This window comes from Pantoea sp. CTOTU50773, assembly GCF_032082325.1.
Lineage (GTDB): Bacteria > Pseudomonadota > Gammaproteobacteria > Enterobacterales > Enterobacteriaceae > Pantoea > Pantoea communis.
This window is the reverse complement of sequence record NZ_DAMDQC010000003.1, coordinates 16066-33136: the sequence shown is the minus strand read 5'-3', so window position 1 is coordinate 33136 and position 17071 is coordinate 16066. Positions and strand designations below refer to the sequence as shown.

General features: G+C 54.2%; 19 protein-coding genes. 11 read left to right on the top strand and 8 right to left on the bottom strand.

From position 1 onward, the window contains the following. Window positions 1–2 precede the first annotated feature (2 nt). Genes rsxG through RT340_RS01030 form a run of 4 tightly spaced genes read left to right on the top strand, consistent with a single transcriptional unit; the run spans window position 3 to window position 2929 of the window. The gene (rsxG, locus tag RT340_RS01045; protein ID WP_313373544.1) at window positions 3–635 is read left to right on the top strand and encodes an electron transport complex subunit RsxG; all 633 of its coding nucleotides are present in this window, start codon (window positions 3–5) and stop codon (window positions 633–635) included. Continuing rightward, entirely contained in the window at window positions 632–1333 is a 702-nt protein-coding gene (locus RT340_RS01040; protein WP_313373542.1) for an electron transport complex subunit E, read from the top strand. The genes rsxG and RT340_RS01040 overlap by 4 nt, the downstream gene beginning before the upstream one ends. Continuing rightward, window positions 1330–1965 carry an endonuclease III gene (gene nth, locus RT340_RS01035; protein ID WP_313373540.1) on the top strand — a complete coding sequence of 212 codons (636 nt, stop codon included), beginning with the start codon at window positions 1330–1332 and terminating at the stop codon, window positions 1963–1965. The genes RT340_RS01040 and nth overlap by 4 nt, the downstream gene beginning before the upstream one ends. Window positions 1966–1969: 4 nt before the next feature. Then, the gene (locus RT340_RS01030) at window positions 1970–2929 is read left to right on the top strand and encodes a zinc-dependent alcohol dehydrogenase family protein (RefSeq protein WP_313373539.1); all 960 of its coding nucleotides are present in this window, start codon (window positions 1970–1972) and stop codon (window positions 2927–2929) included. 32 nt (window positions 2930–2961) lie between these two features. Here the strand turns inward: RT340_RS01030 and RT340_RS01025 are convergent, their stop codons facing one another. Then, window positions 2962–3651, bottom strand: coding sequence for a CTP synthase (locus RT340_RS01025; protein ID WP_313373580.1), 690 nt, complete (start codon window positions 3649–3651; stop codon window positions 2962–2964). A gap of 652 nt (window positions 3652–4303) precedes the next feature. Between RT340_RS01025 and dtpA the strand changes: the two genes are divergently transcribed. The 3 genes from dtpA to gstA all read left to right on the top strand — a co-directional run bounded on the left by dtpA (window position 4304) and on the right by gstA (window position 7557). After that, window positions 4304–5812: a dipeptide/tripeptide permease DtpA gene (gene dtpA, locus RT340_RS01020; protein WP_097119288.1), complete on the top strand. Its 1509-nt coding sequence runs from the start codon at window positions 4304–4306 to the stop codon at window positions 5810–5812. 156 nt (window positions 5813–5968) lie between these two features. Then, window positions 5969–6877, top strand: a complete 909-nt coding sequence (locus RT340_RS01015; RefSeq protein WP_313373536.1) for a LysR family transcriptional regulator — start codon at window positions 5969–5971, stop codon at window positions 6875–6877. A 74-nt stretch (window positions 6878–6951) separates the two neighbouring features. Continuing rightward, window positions 6952–7557 carry a glutathione transferase GstA gene (gene gstA, locus RT340_RS01010; RefSeq protein ID WP_313373578.1) on the top strand — a complete coding sequence of 202 codons (606 nt, stop codon included), beginning with the start codon at window positions 6952–6954 and terminating at the stop codon, window positions 7555–7557. 81 nt (window positions 7558–7638) lie between these two features. Here the strand turns inward: gstA and pdxY are convergent, their stop codons facing one another. From pdxY to anmK, 5 genes are all read right to left on the bottom strand, one after another. Further along, window positions 7639–8499 carry a pyridoxal kinase PdxY gene (gene pdxY, locus RT340_RS01005; RefSeq protein ID WP_313373534.1) on the bottom strand — a complete coding sequence of 287 codons (861 nt, stop codon included), beginning with the start codon at window positions 8497–8499 and terminating at the stop codon, window positions 7639–7641. Between the two features lie 54 nt (window positions 8500–8553). Then, window positions 8554–9828, bottom strand: coding sequence for a tyrosine--tRNA ligase (tyrS, locus tag RT340_RS01000; RefSeq protein ID WP_034821575.1), 1275 nt, complete (start codon window positions 9826–9828; stop codon window positions 8554–8556). A gap of 139 nt (window positions 9829–9967) precedes the next feature. Next, window positions 9968–10624, bottom strand: a complete 657-nt coding sequence (gene pdxH / locus RT340_RS00995) for a pyridoxamine 5'-phosphate oxidase (protein WP_045834198.1) — start codon at window positions 10622–10624, stop codon at window positions 9968–9970. 14 nt (window positions 10625–10638) lie between these two features. After that, window positions 10639–10968 (bottom strand): MliC family protein, encoded by a 330-nt coding sequence (locus tag RT340_RS00990; RefSeq protein WP_160869826.1) that lies wholly within the window; start codon window positions 10966–10968, stop codon window positions 10639–10641. A 10-nt stretch (window positions 10969–10978) separates the two neighbouring features. Beyond that, window positions 10979–12100 (bottom strand): anhydro-N-acetylmuramic acid kinase, encoded by a 1122-nt coding sequence (anmK, locus tag RT340_RS00985; protein WP_097119284.1) that lies wholly within the window; start codon window positions 12098–12100, stop codon window positions 10979–10981. Between the two features lie 285 nt (window positions 12101–12385). Between anmK and slyB the strand changes: the two genes are divergently transcribed. Then, entirely contained in the window at window positions 12386–12853 is a 468-nt protein-coding gene (gene slyB / locus RT340_RS00980; RefSeq protein ID WP_034821586.1) for an outer membrane lipoprotein SlyB, read from the top strand. A 40-nt stretch (window positions 12854–12893) separates the two neighbouring features. Here slyB and slyA read toward each other — a convergent pair whose 3' ends face one another. Next, entirely contained in the window at window positions 12894–13331 is a 438-nt protein-coding gene (slyA, locus tag RT340_RS00975; RefSeq protein ID WP_034821588.1) for a transcriptional regulator SlyA, read from the bottom strand. A 152-nt stretch (window positions 13332–13483) separates the two neighbouring features. Here slyA and RT340_RS00970 point away from each other — a divergent pair, with 152 nt between their 5' ends. The 3 genes from RT340_RS00970 to RT340_RS00960 are packed head-to-tail and all read left to right on the top strand — an operon-like array spanning window position 13484 to window position 16592. Beyond that, window positions 13484–13720, top strand: a complete 237-nt coding sequence (locus tag RT340_RS00970; RefSeq protein WP_038647264.1) for a DUF1656 domain-containing protein — start codon at window positions 13484–13486, stop codon at window positions 13718–13720. A 6-nt stretch (window positions 13721–13726) separates the two neighbouring features. Beyond that, window positions 13727–14584, top strand: coding sequence for an HlyD family secretion protein (locus tag RT340_RS00965; protein WP_058959762.1), 858 nt, complete (start codon window positions 13727–13729; stop codon window positions 14582–14584). Window positions 14585–14591: 7 nt separating this feature from the next. Then, a complete protein-coding gene (locus tag RT340_RS00960) occupies window positions 14592–16592 on the top strand; it encodes an FUSC family protein (RefSeq protein WP_313373524.1) in 2001 nt (666 codons plus the stop codon). Here RT340_RS00960 and RT340_RS00955 read toward each other — a convergent pair whose 3' ends face one another. Further along, on the bottom strand, window positions 16593–17060 hold the full coding sequence (locus RT340_RS00955; protein WP_034821596.1) for a hypothetical protein: 468 nt from the start codon (window positions 17058–17060) through the stop codon (window positions 16593–16595). Between the last annotated feature and the right edge of the window lie 11 nt (window positions 17061–17071).

Here is a 17071-nt window from a genome sequence, read left to right as displayed (position 1 = left end):
TGATGTTCGATGCTATTCGTAAAAATGCCGTGACGCTGGCGGCGTTTGCAGTGATCACCACCGGCGTCACTGCGGTGGTGAACTATGTCACCAAGCCGACGGTGGAACATCAAACGGCACTTCAGCAAAAAAACCTGCTCGATCAGGTGGTGCCCACCGAGATGTATGACAACTACATTCAGCAAGAGTGTTTCCTGGTGACGGATGCAGCGGCATTAGGCAATAACCAGCCGCATCATCTCTATCTGGCGCGTAAAGGTGATAAACCCGTCGCGGCGGCTCTTGAGACTACCGCGCCAGACGGCTATTCTGGTGCGATTCAGATGCTGGTCGGTGCCGATTTTCACGGCAAAGTATTAGGTGTCCGGGTAGTGGAACACCATGAAACGCCTGGACTGGGCGACAAGATTGAACTGCGCATTTCCGACTGGATCAACAGCTTTAACGGCAAAGTGGTGCACGGTGCCGACGACAAGAACTTTGCGGTGAAAAAAGACGGTGGTGAATTTGATCAATTTACCGGCGCGACCATTACCCCGCGCGCAGTGGTGAATGCCACTAAACGTACCGCATTACTGATTGAAACGTTGCCAGCGAAGCTCTCTTCGCTGCCCGAATGTGGAGATGCACCATGAGTGAAGCAAAATCCCTGCTGGTTGGCGGCCTGTGGAAGAACAACTCCGCCTTGGTGCAACTGCTGGGCTTGTGCCCGCTGCTGGCCGTGACCTCAACCGCCACTAACGCCCTCGGACTTGGCCTGGCCACCACGCTGGTGTTAACCATCACCAACAGCGCTATCTCCGCCTCGCGTCGTTGGGTGCCGGCGGAAATCCGTATCCCTATTTACGTCATGATCATCGCTTCGGTAGTGAGCTGCGTGCAGATGCTGATCAATGCTTACGCTTACGGGCTGTATCAGTCACTGGGTATCTTCATTCCCCTGATCGTGACCAACTGTATTGTGGTGGGTCGTGCGGAAGCGGTGGCTTCTAAGAGCAGTATTCCGCTGTCGGCGCTGGATGGTTTTGCCATTGGCATGGGCGCGACCTGCGCGATGGTGACGCTAGGTTCGATTCGTGAATTGATCGGTAGCGGCACCCTGTTTAACGGTGCTGACCAACTGCTGGGCCCCTGGGCCAAAGCGCTGCGCATTGAAGTGTTCCATTTCGATTCACCGATGTTGCTGGCGATGCTGCCGCCTGGAGCTTTTATTGGCTTAGGCATGCTGCTGGCCGGTAAATATCTGATCGATCAGAAAATGAAGCAACGAGCCGCCCTGCGCGCTGTTGAACCTGAAGCCGCGCCACAAGGTGAAACCGGGAAGGCCGTGTGAACAAGGAAAAGCGACTGCAAATTCTCACGCGCCTGCGTGATGACAATCCGCATCCCACCACGGAGCTGTACTTCAGTTCGCCGTTTGAACTGCTGATTGCGGTGCTGCTGTCCGCGCAGGCCACGGATGTCAGCGTGAATAAAGCCACGGCGAAGATGTATCCGGTGGCAAACACCCCCGCCGCCATTTTGGCTTTGGGTGTTGATGGCGTGAAAGAGTTCATCAAGACCATCGGCCTGTTTAACAGCAAGGCAGAGAATGTGATTAAAACCTGCCGCATTCTCATCGAGCAGCACGGTGGTGAAGTTCCGGAGGACCGTGCGGCATTAGAAGCCCTGCCCGGCGTCGGACGCAAGACCGCCAATGTGGTGCTGAATACCGCCTTTGGCTGGCCGACCATTGCCGTTGATACGCATATCTTCCGCGTCAGCAATCGCACCCGCTTCGCGCCCGGCAAGAACGTCGAAGAAGTCGAAGATAAACTGATTAAAGTGGTGCCATCTGCCTTTAAAGTCGATTGCCACCATTGGTTAATCTTGCACGGCCGCTATACCTGCGTGGCACGTAAACCGCGCTGTGGCTCCTGCCTGATCGAAGATTTGTGTGAGTTTGACGCCAAAACCGAAGTCTGAGTCCATGCCGATAACGGATCGCAATCTCGCGCTCTGGTATCGGCAGTTTGGCGATCCTGTTGATGTACTGACGCTGGAATCCTCCTCTTTAGCCCCTTGTTCCGCTGGCCTGCTGCGCGTGCAAATGCACTATGCGCCAGTGAACGCGTCTGATCTGATCCCGATTACCGGTGCTTATCGTCACCGTGTCGCGCCGCCACAGGTCGCTGGTTACGAAGGCGTGGGCACCGTGATCTCCGCGCCCTCTGCTTACTCACATTTAGTGGGGCAACGCGTGTTACCACTGCGTGGCGTGGGCTGCTGGCAACATTATGTGGATATCGATCCACAGCTCGCTATTCCGGTACCAGAGGATATTAAAAGTACGCTGGCTGCGCGCGCCTATATCAATCCGCTAGCCGCTTTGCTGATGCTGCAGCAATGGCCGGTCAGCGGTAAAAATGTCCTGATCACTGCCGGTGGTTCCGCCTGCGCACTGTTGCTGGCCCAGTGGGCTAAGCTGCGCGGTGCACGACGCGTGGTGATGGTGTATCGCTCGTCAGCACATGCAGAAAAGTTGCACGCCCTCGGCCTGAGTGCGTTGCAGGAGACTGCGCGGGACGCGATTGAAGCAGTGAGTGCGCAAACCGATATCGTGTTTGATGCGGTCGGCGGCGATGTGGGGCAGTTGATCTGGCGAACGCTACCTGAGCACGCGCACTTTGTGGCTTACGGGGTATTAAGCGACGCGCCGGTAAAAGTGAATGCCGCCCGTCCAGCACTGCACTGGTTTCATGTGCGGCACACCTTGGGCGATATTGGCGCGGCACCGTGGCAACAGCTTTTCTCAAAGATCTGGCCGTTGCTGCGCGACAGCGAGTGTGGTGAGGTGGAAATTTTCCCATTGAAAGAGTGGCGCGCGGCAATCGAAAGTTATCACCAGTCGGGTCGTGCGCGTAAACCCCTGCTGTGTCTGGACGAGTAAAGAGAGGCGAAGCAGCCTCTCTGTTCAATCAATTATTTAGCCGCAGCCTGCAGCCAGGCGACCACCAGCGGGGATAGCCGATTTTGCAGCGCCGCCCGTTCTGACTGGAACAGCGTCGCGACAAAGAACGGATGATCGGTCAGTTCAACACCGCGTACGTCCCGATCCAAATCCCATGAGGTGATCTTAAGATTATTGGTTGCCAGCGCGTCACTGAATTCCGGGTTCACGCCGAAATTACAGTGATACCCTTCATCACTTTCCAGCGCGCCGTAAGCTTGTGCAATCTTTGAACCCGCTTCGAAAGTCACCGTGCCACGCTGTTCCACCAGCGAACAGGCCAGCGGCGCAATCACCCAGCGCCCACTTTCATCGGTTTCCGCATGCCCGGCATCTTCCCAACCCAGCACATTGCGGGCGTACTCTACCACCGCATACTGGAAACCGCCACACGAACCGAGGAACGGTTTGTGGTTTTCACGCGCCCAGCGGATCGTTGCAAACACAGCTTCGTCGTTGAGATACGGGCTGCCTGGCACGACCCAAATGGCATCGTAATCGTTCCAGTTGTGTTGATGGATGTCGGGAGTGGCGATCCAGTCGGCGGTAACGTCGAGCGAGAGGGATTTTGCGGCAAACTGTACAGCAGGAGGAATGGCTTGATGTGCAACAGCATTGGCACGGAAATCGCCAACAAGGGCGACACGAACTGACTGCGTAATGGCTACGTCCTTTTAGGGAAAAAACGAGGTTACAGCAAACATCTCGACCTGTCTAAGCGCATTTCAGCGCGATATCACTCACTTTCGTTTGCGCGCATTTTGGTTATAGCCTGCTGTTTATACGGCTAAACATTCCTCTTTGTGGTGATTAACTCGACGGATGTTGACCACGCAATCGTTTACTTCTTTTACGGTTTTAATTAATTCGTAATTTTGTGCGCAGGATCAACAAATTAGCCATTTGGAAACTTTAGTCAGCCTATTACGCTCAACTATCAAGCAATTGTGCTTGGTAAATGTACATTCACGGTCTTTATATTGGTATAAATTATCATCTATAGCGTTATGTTCTGTAAAATACACCTTAAGCGGTTTATATCAGGAAAATGATCCTAAGGATCTCCAGTTAGCACGATTATTCTGATATAATGCCACACAGCAATATTTAACACTGATTTACAACTTCTTATAACGGCATTAACTCTACCTGTTACAAGTATTTCAGCGTGCAAAAAATGCTTGCCCTGTTGGCCTGATTCAGCCAAATTAGGCGCCGTTTTTCCTTTCTAATAACAATGTTGCGCGGGATTACTCAGCCCGACGCAGACTTAATTCCTGTCGTAAAACAGGCTATGTATAAACTGAGGTACACGTGTCAACTGCAAACAAACACACTGACGAGGCAGTAAGCCTCAACGCGTTCAAGCAACCGAAAGCGTTTTATCTGATCTTCTCCATCGAACTGTGGGAGCGTTTCGGCTACTACGGTCTGCAAGCCATCATGGCCGTTTACCTGGTGAAACAGCTGGGCATGTCCGAAGCGGACTCCATTACCCTGTTCACCTCGTTCAGCGCCCTGGTTTACGGCATGGTCGCGATTGGCGGCTGGCTGGGCGATAAAGTATTGGGTACCAAACGCGTGATTGTGCTCGGCGTGATCGTGCTGGCGCTCGGCTATGCGCTGATCGCCTTCTCAGGCCATGACACTGCGATGGTGTACGTCGGCATGGCAACTATCGCCGTGGGTAGTGGCTTATTTAAAGCCAACCCCTCTTCTCTGCTGTCTACCTGCTACGAGAAAGATGATCCGCGCATCGACGGTGCGTTCACCATGTTCTATATGTCGATCAACATCGGTTCTCTGTTCTCGATGATGCTGACACCGTGGTTGGCTGCACATTACGGCTGGGGCGCAGCGTTCTCGCTCTCCGTGGTGGGTCTGGTGATTACCTTACTGAACTTCCTGTTCTGCCAGCGCCTGGTGAAAAACTACGGTTCTAAACCGGACTTTGCGCCACTGAATGTCAGCAAATTGCTGATGACGCTGGTAGGTGTGGTGGCGCTGGTTGCCATTGCCGCCTGGTTGTTGCATCACCAAAGCATTGCGCGTATGGCACTGGGCGTGATTGCCGTCGGCATCGTGCTGGTGTTCGCGAAAGAAGCCTTTGCCCTGCAGGGTGCAGCACGCCGTAAAATGATTGTCGCCTTCCTGCTGATGCTCGAAGCGATTGTGTTCTTCGTGCTCTACATGCAGATGCCAACCTCACTGAACTTCTTTGCTATTCGTAACGTTGAGCATGCCATTCTGGGCATTACCTTCGAACCAGAACAGTTCCAGGCACTGAACCCTTTCTGGATCATGCTGGCCAGCCCGATTCTGGCAGCGGTTTACAACAAGCTGGGCGACAAACTGCCTATGCCACACAAGTTCGCGATTGGTATGGTGCTGTGCTCTGCTGCATTCCTGGTGCTGCCATTTGGTGCCAGGTTCGCTAATGATGCCGGTATTGTGTCTGTGAACTGGTTGATCATCAGCTATGCACTGCAGAGTGTGGGCGAACTGATGATTTCCGGTCTTGGCCTGGCTATGGTGGCACAGTTAGTCCCACAGCGTCTGATGGGCTTCATCATGGGTTCCTGGTTCCTGACCACGGCGGGTGCTGCAATGATTGCCGGTAAAGTGGCGAATCTGATGGCCGTACCGAATGATGTGACCGATCCGCATGCTTCACTGGAAGTTTACAGCCATGTGTTCCAGCAGATTGGTATTGCAACCGGTGTGATCGCTATCCTGATGTTGATCACCGCGCCACTGCTGAACCGTATGACGCAGAGTGATGCTTCACAGCCTGAACTGAAAAGCGCTAACGCCAATCAGTAATGCAGGTGATGTGAATAAGCCGGGCAAACGCCCGGCATTTTTATTTCCTATTACTCATTTCTTTCCACCGCTTTAACGTTTCCTGCTGCCAAAGCTTCGCTTTTTATCCACTTCCCCGCATGATGACGGCTTCCTGTTAAACGTGCTGGAATCATCATGGATAAATTTGAAGAACTTCAGGTATTTGTTGCGGTGATTCAGCAAGGCAGCCTGGCCAGTGCTGCACGTTTTTTACAGCGCTCCCCTCCCGTTATTACCCGCACATTGAATGCCCTCGAGTCCCGGTTGGGCACGACCCTGATTGAACGCACCACTCGTCAACTGGCGCCCACAGAAGCGGGCTGGCAGCTGTTCGAACGGGCTCAGCAAATATTAGGTGATTATCAGCACGCGCTCGATAGCGCGCATCACAGTGGCCTGCAGGGGCTGCTGCGCATCACCGCACCCGTGCCTTTCGGCCGCCGCCATATCATGCCGCTGGTTAATGCATTCTTACAGCAACATCCCGAGATGCAAATCGAAGTGGTGCTGAGTGACAGCTATCAGGATTTAATTGAGAACGGGTTGGATATCGCGCTGCGCATTGGCGAATTACAGGATTCTTCAATGGTGGCACGCAAAGTAGGCAGCGTGCGTTCGACGTTGGTGGCGAGCCCGGAATGTCTTCGGCTTGCAGGTGCTCCCGCCCATCCGGCAGAGCTGCAGCAACATACGGTGATCACCAGTTTGCGTCACACACGTGAATGGCGCTTTGCCCAGGATTTACGCGTGCGCATTTTGCCTCGTCTGCGCGTAAACGATATTGAAAGCCAGCTGGAAACGCTGCGTGGCGGTCAGGGGATTGGACGTTTGCTGTCGTACCAGGTGCTGGATGATATTCGTGATGGCAAACTGATCCGTTTATTACCCGAGTGGGAGCCTGTCCCCTTGCCGGTACAACTGGTCACACAGCGGGTTAAAAACATGACGCCTAAGGTGCGGCAGTTCTGGGACTATGCGCTGGAACAATTGCCTGCGCTACCTTGTTTTACGCAGGAAAAGTTTAAAGCGGACCGTAATTCCTGATCGCGGTCACTGGTAAAAAATTTTCGCAGATTTATGCTAATTCGATCACAACCACACTTCCAGGAGAAGCCATGATGAAACTCTATTGCAAGCCCGGTGCCTGTTCGTTGTCACCGCATATTGTTGCGCGTGAATGCGGGCTGGACTTTACCCAGGTCAATGTCGATCTGCAGAAAAAGGTCACCGAGCAGGGAGAAGATTACTGGCAGATTAACCCCAACGGACAGGTTCCTGCGCTGCAGTTTGATGACGGCAGCTTGTTAACCGAAGGCGTTGCCATTGTGCAGTATCTGGCGGATCTGAAGCCGGATCGCAATTTACTGGCACCGACCGGCAGCCTGACGCGCTACCACACCCTTGAATGGTTGAGCTTTGTCAGCAGTGAACTGCATAAAACCTTCTCGCCGCTGTTCCGTCCGGACACGCCGGAAGAGTACAAAGCGATTGTGCGGGCGCAGCTAGAGAAAAAATATCAGGCGGTGAATGAAGCGCTGCAGGATAAGCAGTGGCTGATGGGACTGCGTTTCACCGTGGCCGATGTCTACCTGTTTGTGGTCACGCGTTGGGCAAAAGCCATCAAGCTAGATTTGAGCGGGTTAACGGCGCTTGAAGCCTGGTTTGATCGCGTGGCGGAGCGCCCTGCGGTGCAGGCAGCATTGAAAGCGGAAGGTTTGGTTTAAGCCGATTCAGGCGCACCCTGTGCGCCTGTTTTGCATCGTGTCTGCAGGCCACCGGGTGGTCGCCTGCAGATTTCGCAGCCGTTACAGCTTCTCAGCAGCAAAGTGCTGAGTCGGTTGCGCAATCGCGTCCTGCGCTGCCACCAGTTGCAACTCGTACTCGCCCATCTCGTGAGTTTTCAGCATCACTTCATACACTGCAGCGGTAACGTGTTTCAGTGCGTCCTGTAACGATTTACCGTGCAGCAGATCGACCAGCAGCAAACCACTGGTGAGATCGCCCACGCCCACCGGCTGACGAACCCCGAAATCCACCAGCGGACGGCTGATATGCCAGCACTCGTCAGCGGTGACCAGCAGCATCTCAAAGCGATCGCTGCGACGTCCGGCACGCGCCAGATGTTTCACCAGCACCACTTTCGGTCCCTGCGCCACTAACGCGCGTGCCGCCACTACCGCCTGCTCAATATTCGCCACTTCGTGGCCGCTGAGCATTTCCAGCTCCAGCAGGTTCGGCGCGATGATATCGCTGGCTGGCATCGCCATCTTGCAATGAAACTCCGCGACGCCAGGCGCCACAATGCAGCCCTTTTCAGGGTGGCCCATCACCGGATCGCAGAAGAACCAGGCGTTGGGGTTAGCGGCTTTCACCTGACGCACGATCTCCAGAATCTGCTCGCCCTGCTCAGCAGACCCTAAATAGCCGCTCAGCACCGCATCACAGGTCTTCAGACGGTCAATCGCCGCAATGCCTTTGACGATGTCGGTCAAATGGGTCGCTGGCATCACGGTGCCGGTCCAGTGACCGTATTGCGTGTGATTAGAGAACTGTACGGTGTTTAACGGCCAAACGTTTGCGCCCATACGGCGCATGGGGAATTCGGCGGCGCTGTTACCGGCGTGGCCGTAAACCACATGAGACTGGATTGCGAGGATATTTTTCATTATTGCCCTGTACTGCCTTGCCATAAAAAAGGGCCGGAAACCGGCCCTCGAACCTTACTGCCAGTTAATCAGGCAGTAGTGTTTTTTACCGCGACGCAACAGCGTGAAGCGACCAAACAGTTTGTCGCTGTCGCTGAAACGATACTCGGCGTCAGATTGTTTTTCACCGTTGAGAGAAACGGCGTTGGAACCGATCATGGTACGCGCCTGACCGCGCGAAGGTACCAGTTCAGCCGCCACCAGCGCCTGCTGCAGATCGTCTTCCGCTTTCAGGTTAATCACTGGCATACCGTCCTGCGCTAACTGCTCGAAGTCCGCTTCGGTCATCTCGGTCAGGCTGCCTGAGAACAGGCTGTCGGTAATACGTTTTGCCGCCGTCAGACCCGCTTCGCCGTGCACCAGACGTGTTACCTGCTCTGCCAGCACGTATTGGGCGCGTGGCGCTTTACCGCTGTTCTTGTCTTCTTCTTCCAGCGCATTGATCTCTTCAATGCTCATAAAGGTGAAGAACTTCAGGAAGCGATACACGTCTGAGTCAGCAGTGTTAATCCAGAACTGGTAGAACTTGTATGGGCTGGTTTTCTTCGCATCGAGCCACACTGCGCCACCTTCGGTTTTACCGAATTTGGTGCCATCGGATTTGGTGATCAGCGGAACGGTCAAGCCCCACGCCTGCTGCTGATGCAGACGGCGCGTCAGATCGATACCTGACGTGATGTTGCCCCACTGGTCAGAACCGCCAATCTGCAGCACCACATCGTGACGCTTGTTCAGTTCCGCAAAGTCGTAACCCTGCAGCAGGTTGTAGGAGAACTCGGTGTAAGAAATACCCTGATCTTCACGGTTCAGACGCTGCTTCACCGCTTCGCGGTTGATCATCTGGTTCACCGAGAAGTGCTTACCGATGTCACGCAGGAAAGTCAGCACGTTCATGCCGCCAAACCAGTCGTAGTTGTTCGCTGCGATAGCACTATTATCACCGCAGTCGAAGCTGAGGAAAGGCGCCACCTGGTTGCGGATCTTCTCAACCCATTCGCCCACGGTATCCGCGGTGTTAAGTTTACGTTCTGCTGCTTTAAAGCTGGGATCGCCAATCAGACCGGTGGCACCACCCACCAGCGCGACCGGCTTGTGTCCGGCGTCCTGAAAACGTTTCAGGCAGAGCAGCGGCACCAGATGGCCCAAATGCAAGCTATCAGCGGTCGGATCGAAGCCGCAATAGAGTGCAATTGGCCCTTGCGCCAGTCGCTCTGCTAACGCTTCCTCGTCCGTTACCTGGGCGACTAAGCCCCTTTCTTGCAATTGTTGTATCAGGTTACTGCTGGTCATCACTGACTCCAAATTGATCAGACTGCACCTAGGCTGGTACACAGCTTTCCGCTGAGATGCGGATACGAAAAAAATGAGGGCTATAGCATAAAGCGCTGACGCCAACTGCGCCAGCGTTGAAAGGGGGTAAAACGCAGTTTTACGGCGCTAAACGGTCAATCGTCCAGCCGTTGCCTTCACGTTGGTAGAGGAAGCGGTCATGCAGGCGATGTTCGCCGCCCTGCCAGAACTCCACGGTATGGAATTTGACGCGATATCCGCCCCAGAAACTGGGTAAAGGCACTTCGCCTTGCTGGAATTTTTGCTTAAGTTCAAGGAACTTGCCTTCCAGCACACCACGCGCCGAAATACGGCTTGATTGCTTCGACACCCAGGCACCGATCTGGCTATCCCGTGGGCGGCTGCTAAAGTATTTCAGCACTTCCAGTGGCGACAGTTTTTCCACTTCCCCTAATACCATCACCTGGCGTTCAAGAAAGTGCCATGGGAAATGCAGCGAGATGCGCGGATTGTCCGCCAACTGCAGCGCTTTGCGGCTGCCCAGATTGGTGTAAAACACCATGCCTTGTTCATCGTAATGCTTCAGCAACACAATACGCTGATAAGGCTGGCCGCTGCTGTCAACGGTGGCGACGGTCATTGCTGTAGGATCGGGCAATTGGGCATCGCACGCCTGCTTGAGCCAGTGTTCAAACAACGCCAGCGGATTGTCTGGCAGATCGTTACGTCTAAGCCCGCCGCGAGTGTACTCACGGCGCAAATGGGCAATGTTTTGCAAGCTGTCACTGTCGCTCATGCTGATTCTCTTCGTTACTGGGCGGACGTATCCGCATTTTGCAATTCACAGTCATTAATCACGATTTTGTCATTACGCTCAACAAAAGCGCCATTGCCTTTCGACCAGAAGACATAAGTGCCGTCGCTGTAGCGCGCGCCGGAAGCTGATACGGTTTGGGTTAAGGTGAGCGGTTTACCATCCAGAATAAAGCTCACCTGCTGCTTCGGATTGTCCAGTGTCACCGTTAACGGTAACGTGCCGCACTGATAGCGCAATGTCTGTGGTGTCGGCTGCTCTTTGTGCATCATGCCGCAGCCACTCATCGCGACGACACAGCTCAACAGAATAACGATTTTTTTCATCTTTCACTCCTTAATGTGTCAATCTGGCATTCGCCGGATAAATGGCGCCCAATACACTCATTTCCCGTGCACCGGTGACGGCAGGCAAATTGCCTGGCAAACCGGACAAGGTGCGAAACGCCAGCCAGGCGAAGGCCAACGCTTCCATATCATCACCACTGATCCCGGCGTCATCCGTCGTCCCCACTTCTGTACCCGGCAAATGGGCCGCCAGCCGCGCCATCAGCAATGGGTTGCGACTGCCGCCACCACACACCAGCAGGCGATCGCAGCCATCATTGAGCTGAACTTGTTGAGCAATGGTCAATGCGGTGAGTTCGCTGAGTGTGGCCTGCACATCCTGCGGTGCCAGCGCCGGGAAACGCTGTAATTGACGTTCAACCCAGCCGAGATTGAAGTATTCACGACCGGTACTTTTCGGTGGTGGCAGCGCGAACCAGGGGTCGTTGAGCATTTCCTCCAGCAGTGCAGGCACCACCTGACCACTGCGCGCCCAGCTAGCATCCTTATCATAGGGCACGCCCTTATGACGCCAAATCCAGGCATCAATCAACATATTGCCAGGCCCGGTATCAAAGCCACGCACAGGCTGACCGGGGATCAATAATGACAGATTGGCAATACCGCCAATGTTGAGCACCATGCGCCGTTCAACGCTGTCCATCAGCAGCGCCTGATGGAACGCGGGAACCAGTGGCGCGCCTTGTCCGCCTAAGGCCATGTCGCGACGACGAAAATCGGCCACCACGGTAATTCCCGTGGCGGCGGCGATTTGATTGCTGTCCCCAATCTGTAGCGTATTCGGGGTGTCGCTCTGCGGCTCATGCCACACGGTCTGACCATGACAACCTATTGCCATGATGTCGCTGGCTTCCAGCGATTGCTGCTGCATTAGCGTTAACACCGCTTCGGCAAATAGCTTGCCCAGCCGTGTATCCAGTTGGCCGAGTTGCGACAGCGTCAGCGATTGCCCCTGACAGATTGCCAGCACCTGTTGCCGAATCTCCTGCGGCATCGGGTGACAATAGCTGGCCTGCTGCGCGACCATATGATTATCAATCACCGCCAGTACCACATCGACACCGTCGAGGCTGGTGCCGGACATCACACCAATATAGCGTCCTGATTTCATAGCGGTTCCTTACTCACGCGCGAGTCTTCAATTCGATTCTGTTTAGCCTGGCAAATATCAGCGGCTAATTCTATGATAAAATTCCGCTTTTCAACCGCACCGCACACGGCATTTCAGCGATAAAATATTTTCAGCACGAAATTGAATTTTTGTTGAGGGGCAATGGTCTATCCTTCGCCTCAGCCGCGTATTATTTGGACATAGAGTCAATTGCCAGCTTTCTGTCTTATACTCTTGCTGTAGAGGACGAGAACATGGCGTTTTTTTGCATTAAGGAGCTTTCTGATGATTAAGCGTTTTGTAGCCGTGGCACTGACCGGCCTGACGCTGGCAGGTTGTGTCAGCAATGACACCCTTTCCGGTGATGTGTATAGCGCCAATGAAGCCAAACAAGTACAAAGTGTCTCATACGGTACTCTGGTGTCGGTTCGCCCGGTTAAAATCCAGGGTGGCGATGAAAATAACGTGATTGGCGCGATTGGTGGTGCGGTGCTGGGTGGTTTCCTCGGTAACACCATTGGTGGTGGCACCGGTCGCAGCCTGGCCACAGCAGGCGGTGCGGTACTTGGCGGCGTAGCAGGCCAGGGCGTGCAGGGTGCGGTCAACAAGTCTGACGGTGTTGAACTGGAGATCCGTAAAGACGATGGCAACACCATCATGGTGGTGCAGAAGCAAGCCGCAACCCGCTACTCTGTGGGTCAGCGCGTCGTGATGGCGTCAAACGGTAGCCAGGTCACCGTTTCACCACGCTAAGCGAACAGATAAAAAAAACCGACGCCAGCGCGTCGGTTTTTTATTTCTCGCGGTTTTGGAACTCGAGAATGTTTTTTTCCAGTCGAGCAATCAGCGTGACCATTTGATTAATCTCTTCGAGGCTGATGCCCGAAAGGATGTCATCGCGGGTCGCATCAATCACATTTTCAACCTGCTCGATAATCGGCTCGGCCTGCTTCGTCAACTTAATGCGTTTGGCACGACGGTCGTTAGCACAGGTGGCACGCGTGATGAGTCCCTTCTCTTCCAACTGATCCAGCGTACGCACCAGCGAAGGTTGTTCAATACCAATGGCTTTGGCCAGCTGGATCTGCGACTGCTCTGGCGGAAGTTGATGAATATTGTGTAACGTCACCCAATGCGTTTGTGTCAACTCAAGCGGCTTCAAACGCTGGTCAATCAAGGCACGCCAGATGCGTACCAGCCGAGACAGGTCTGTACCGAGGGGCGTATCCATTTCATCTCCTTATAATTAGCTTGCTAGCTATCAAGCCAGATTTTACACTATTCTGCGAGTTTACAGGACAAATTACAAATCTCAGGCCAGACGGCACGCTCTCTTCTACGCTAGTTTGAGAGAGAACCTGGGACAATGAAGGATGAAGACACGTGTCCATTACCGCACTTTCCGCCACCGCTCCGCTTACCGACCTGGTATTTGGTGCCTCGCTGTTCTTTCCGCCGCTGTTTAAAGCTGTGCTGCTGGGTTTCTTTTTCTGGTTACTGATTCACCCGTTGCTGCGCGGCTGGATGTACTCCGGCGACATCTGGCATCCCACCTTAATGGATCTTTCCCTGTTTGTTCTGTGCGTCACTGGCGCACTGTGGATACTGAGCCTCGGATAAATCACCATGAAATTCAACCCTTTTAAATACTTTTCAACACTGGTGGTGTTTGCCCTGGCCCTGATTGCCGGCTGGTGGATGTGGAACTACTACATGCAGTCACCGTGGACACGTGATGGCAAAGTGCGCGCTGAGCTGGTGGATATCACACCGGAAGTATCGGGCCGCATCATTGATCTCAAGGTGCATGACAACCAGTTTGTGCATAAAGGGGACATCCTTTTAAAGATCGATCCCGTGCCCTGGCAAATTGCGCTGGATAATGCGGATGCTCAACTGGCGAAGGCGCAATCCGATTTGGCCAAAGCCCAACACGAAGCCAATCGTCGTGCCAGCCTGCCACGTAATGTGATCTCAGCAGAAGATATGGATGCCGCACGACTGACAGCAAACGCCGCCGCAGCAACGGCTAAAGCGGCACAGGCGAGTCTGGATCAGGCGCGCTGGAATCTGCAACAAACCACGCTTACCGCGCCCACCGACGGTTGGATCAGCAACCTGACGCTGCGTCCCGGCAACTACGCCACCGCCGGAACACCGTTGTTCGCCCTGGTGGATAGCCACTCCTATTATGTGATGGGCTATTTCGAAGAGACCAAACTGCGTCACATTCAGCCCGGCGCCGACGCGCAAATCGTACTCTACAGTAATGGCACTCGCTTGCAGGGAAAAGTGGAGAGCATCGGGCGCGCTATTTACGATCAGAGCGTTTCAACCGATGGCGGTTTAGTGCCAGACATCAAACCCAACGTGCCTTGGGTGCGCTTGGCACAGCGTGTGCCGGTACGCATTCGTTTGGATGCGATTCCGGATGATGTTCCGCTGGTGGCGGGCACCACCTGTACGATTTCCATCGCACATTGAGGCCGCCATGAATCTGCAGTGGCTGGCCTGGCAAAATCTGCCGTGGATTAAAGCAACCGGCGGCGAATGGCGCTATGCCTTACGAAATGCGATTGCGATGTGTCTGGCGCTGACCATCGCCTATGCGCTGCAACTGGATGAACCCTATTGGGCGATGACCTCCGCCGCCGTGGTGAGTTTTCCCACCGTGGGCGGTGCGATCAGTAAAAGTCTGGGGCGTATTGTCGGCAGCCTGCTCGGTGCCACCGCCGCGCTTTTGATTGCCGGGCATACGCTCAACGAACCCTGGCTATTTGCCTTTTTTATGGCCGGCTGGCTGGCGTTTTGTACCTGGATCGCCAACCACTATCAAAACAATGTCGCCTACGCATTCTCTCTGGCTGGCTACACCGCAGCGATCATTGCCTTTAGCAGCGTCAATATTACCGATGTGACCCAATTGTGGGATATCACTCAGGCGCGCGTTTGCGAGGTGATTTCAGGCATTTTGTGTGCCGGACTGATGATGATGGTTTTGCCCAGCACGTCGGACGGTAACACCTTGATGAATTCGTTGCGGCAGATGCACGCCCGTCTGCTCGACCATGCGGTTTTACTGCTGCAACAAAGCAGTACTGATAACGTGCGCACCGCGCATGAGAATGTCATCAGCCAGATTCTCACCATGAACTTACTGCGCATTCAGGCCTTCTGGAGCCATTACCGCTATCGCCGTCAGAACAACGTGCTTAACTATGTTTTGCACCAGCAGTTGCGCCTGACCAGCGTTCTCTCCAGCCTGCGCCGCATGCTGCTGAACTGGCCGGATGCACCACCGGAACTCTACACCGCCATTCAACAATTGTTACACGAACTCGCATTGCCGCAGTGTGATAAGTATCGTCTGGCGCGCATACTGCGTAGTGTGACACCGGACGCCACCGGCGATTATCGTCAGCGCGCGTTTGTTCAACGTTTACGTTATTTCTGCTGGGTTTACCTCAACGTTAATCGCTGGATACGTTTGATTGAGCGCGCAGACGCCGATACGCGCTTTCAACCGCCAAAAGTGCCCTCTCTGGCACGTGAAAGTGACAGCGCTGAAGCCGGCTGGAGTGCGTTGCGCACCTTTAGCGTGATCATGCTGGGCTGTGCTTTCTGGATTGGCACACAATGGGATGCAGGTGCAGCAGCCCTGACGCTGACCGCGATTGCCTGCGTGCTCTACTCTTCCGCTCCCTCCCCCAGTGGCAGCGTGTCACTGTTGCTGAAAACCCTGCTATGGCTGTCGGTGTTTAGTTTTCTGCTGCAATACGGTTTGATGGTACAAATCAGCGCCCTGTGGCAATTTCTGCTGGTGCTGTTTCCGCTGCTTATCACCTTGCAACTGTTTAAGCTGCAGCAGAAAAAACGCGCGGGGATGTGGGGACACTTTATTGTGTTTATGGGACCATTTATTGCCGTCACCAACCCGCCAGACTGGGATTACCAAAGCTTTCTCAACGATAATCTGGCCAAAGTGTGTGGCGTGCTGCTGGCATGGATGGCTTTTCAGGTACTGCGCCCCAGCTCCGATGCGCGCCGTAGCCGCAGGCATATTCGCGCGTTACGCCATGCATTTCTTGACCAGCTGCGACGCCATCCACGTCTCAGCGAAAGCCACTTTGAATCGCAGATCTACCATCACATCAGCCAGCTGAGTAGTAGCCGCGATGAACAAGCGCGTGTCTGGTTGCTGCGCTGGGGCGTGGTGCTGCTCAACTGTTCCCATATTGTCTGGCAATTACGCGAATGGCGGCCAGCCTCAGCCACTTTGGCGCAAATGCGCGATAGCAGTTTGCAGGATCTGCAACGGATTATGAGCCTGCGCGGCGTGCGTCATACTTCGTTGCAGGCCACGCTGGATGAGCTGGAAGGGATGATTGCGCAACTGCAGCAGCAGCCTGATAGCGAAGCCAATACGCTGGCGGGCATTTTATGGCGCCTGCGCTGTTCGTTAGCACAGTTAAGTCAGGCGGTGCCGGATTAATTACTGGCAATATTGTGTGGTCTGGCGGTTAAAATCGTCCTGCAACTGCTGCAAGGTTTTATGCCCTTCAAAACGGGTTTTGTCTTGCTCGGTCATCGGTTCAATCACCAGGTATCGCTCCTCATACGAATAGATAAAGCGACGATCGAGAAACGTGCCGGTGAAACTTTTCCCCCGGATTGAGCCGCAAACCGTGGTTAACGTGCGGTGAAAAAACTCGGTGTGCAGGAAATTGGTTTCGGTGGCGCTGCGCAGCACATTCTGACAGCCCTGTGCCTGTAACTGTTCGAGCGTGTGCGGGGTAAGCCACTCCCGTCCGCGAGCGATATCTTCACAACTTGCACGCAGCGGGTTGGTATCAATGGTGCGCTGTAACTGGCGGCTGGTGTCTAACCTCAACTGCGTTTCGTTAGGTTGATCACATCCCGCGAGTAATACACATAACAGCAAAATCCCACGCGTTTTCATTCCTGCCCCTG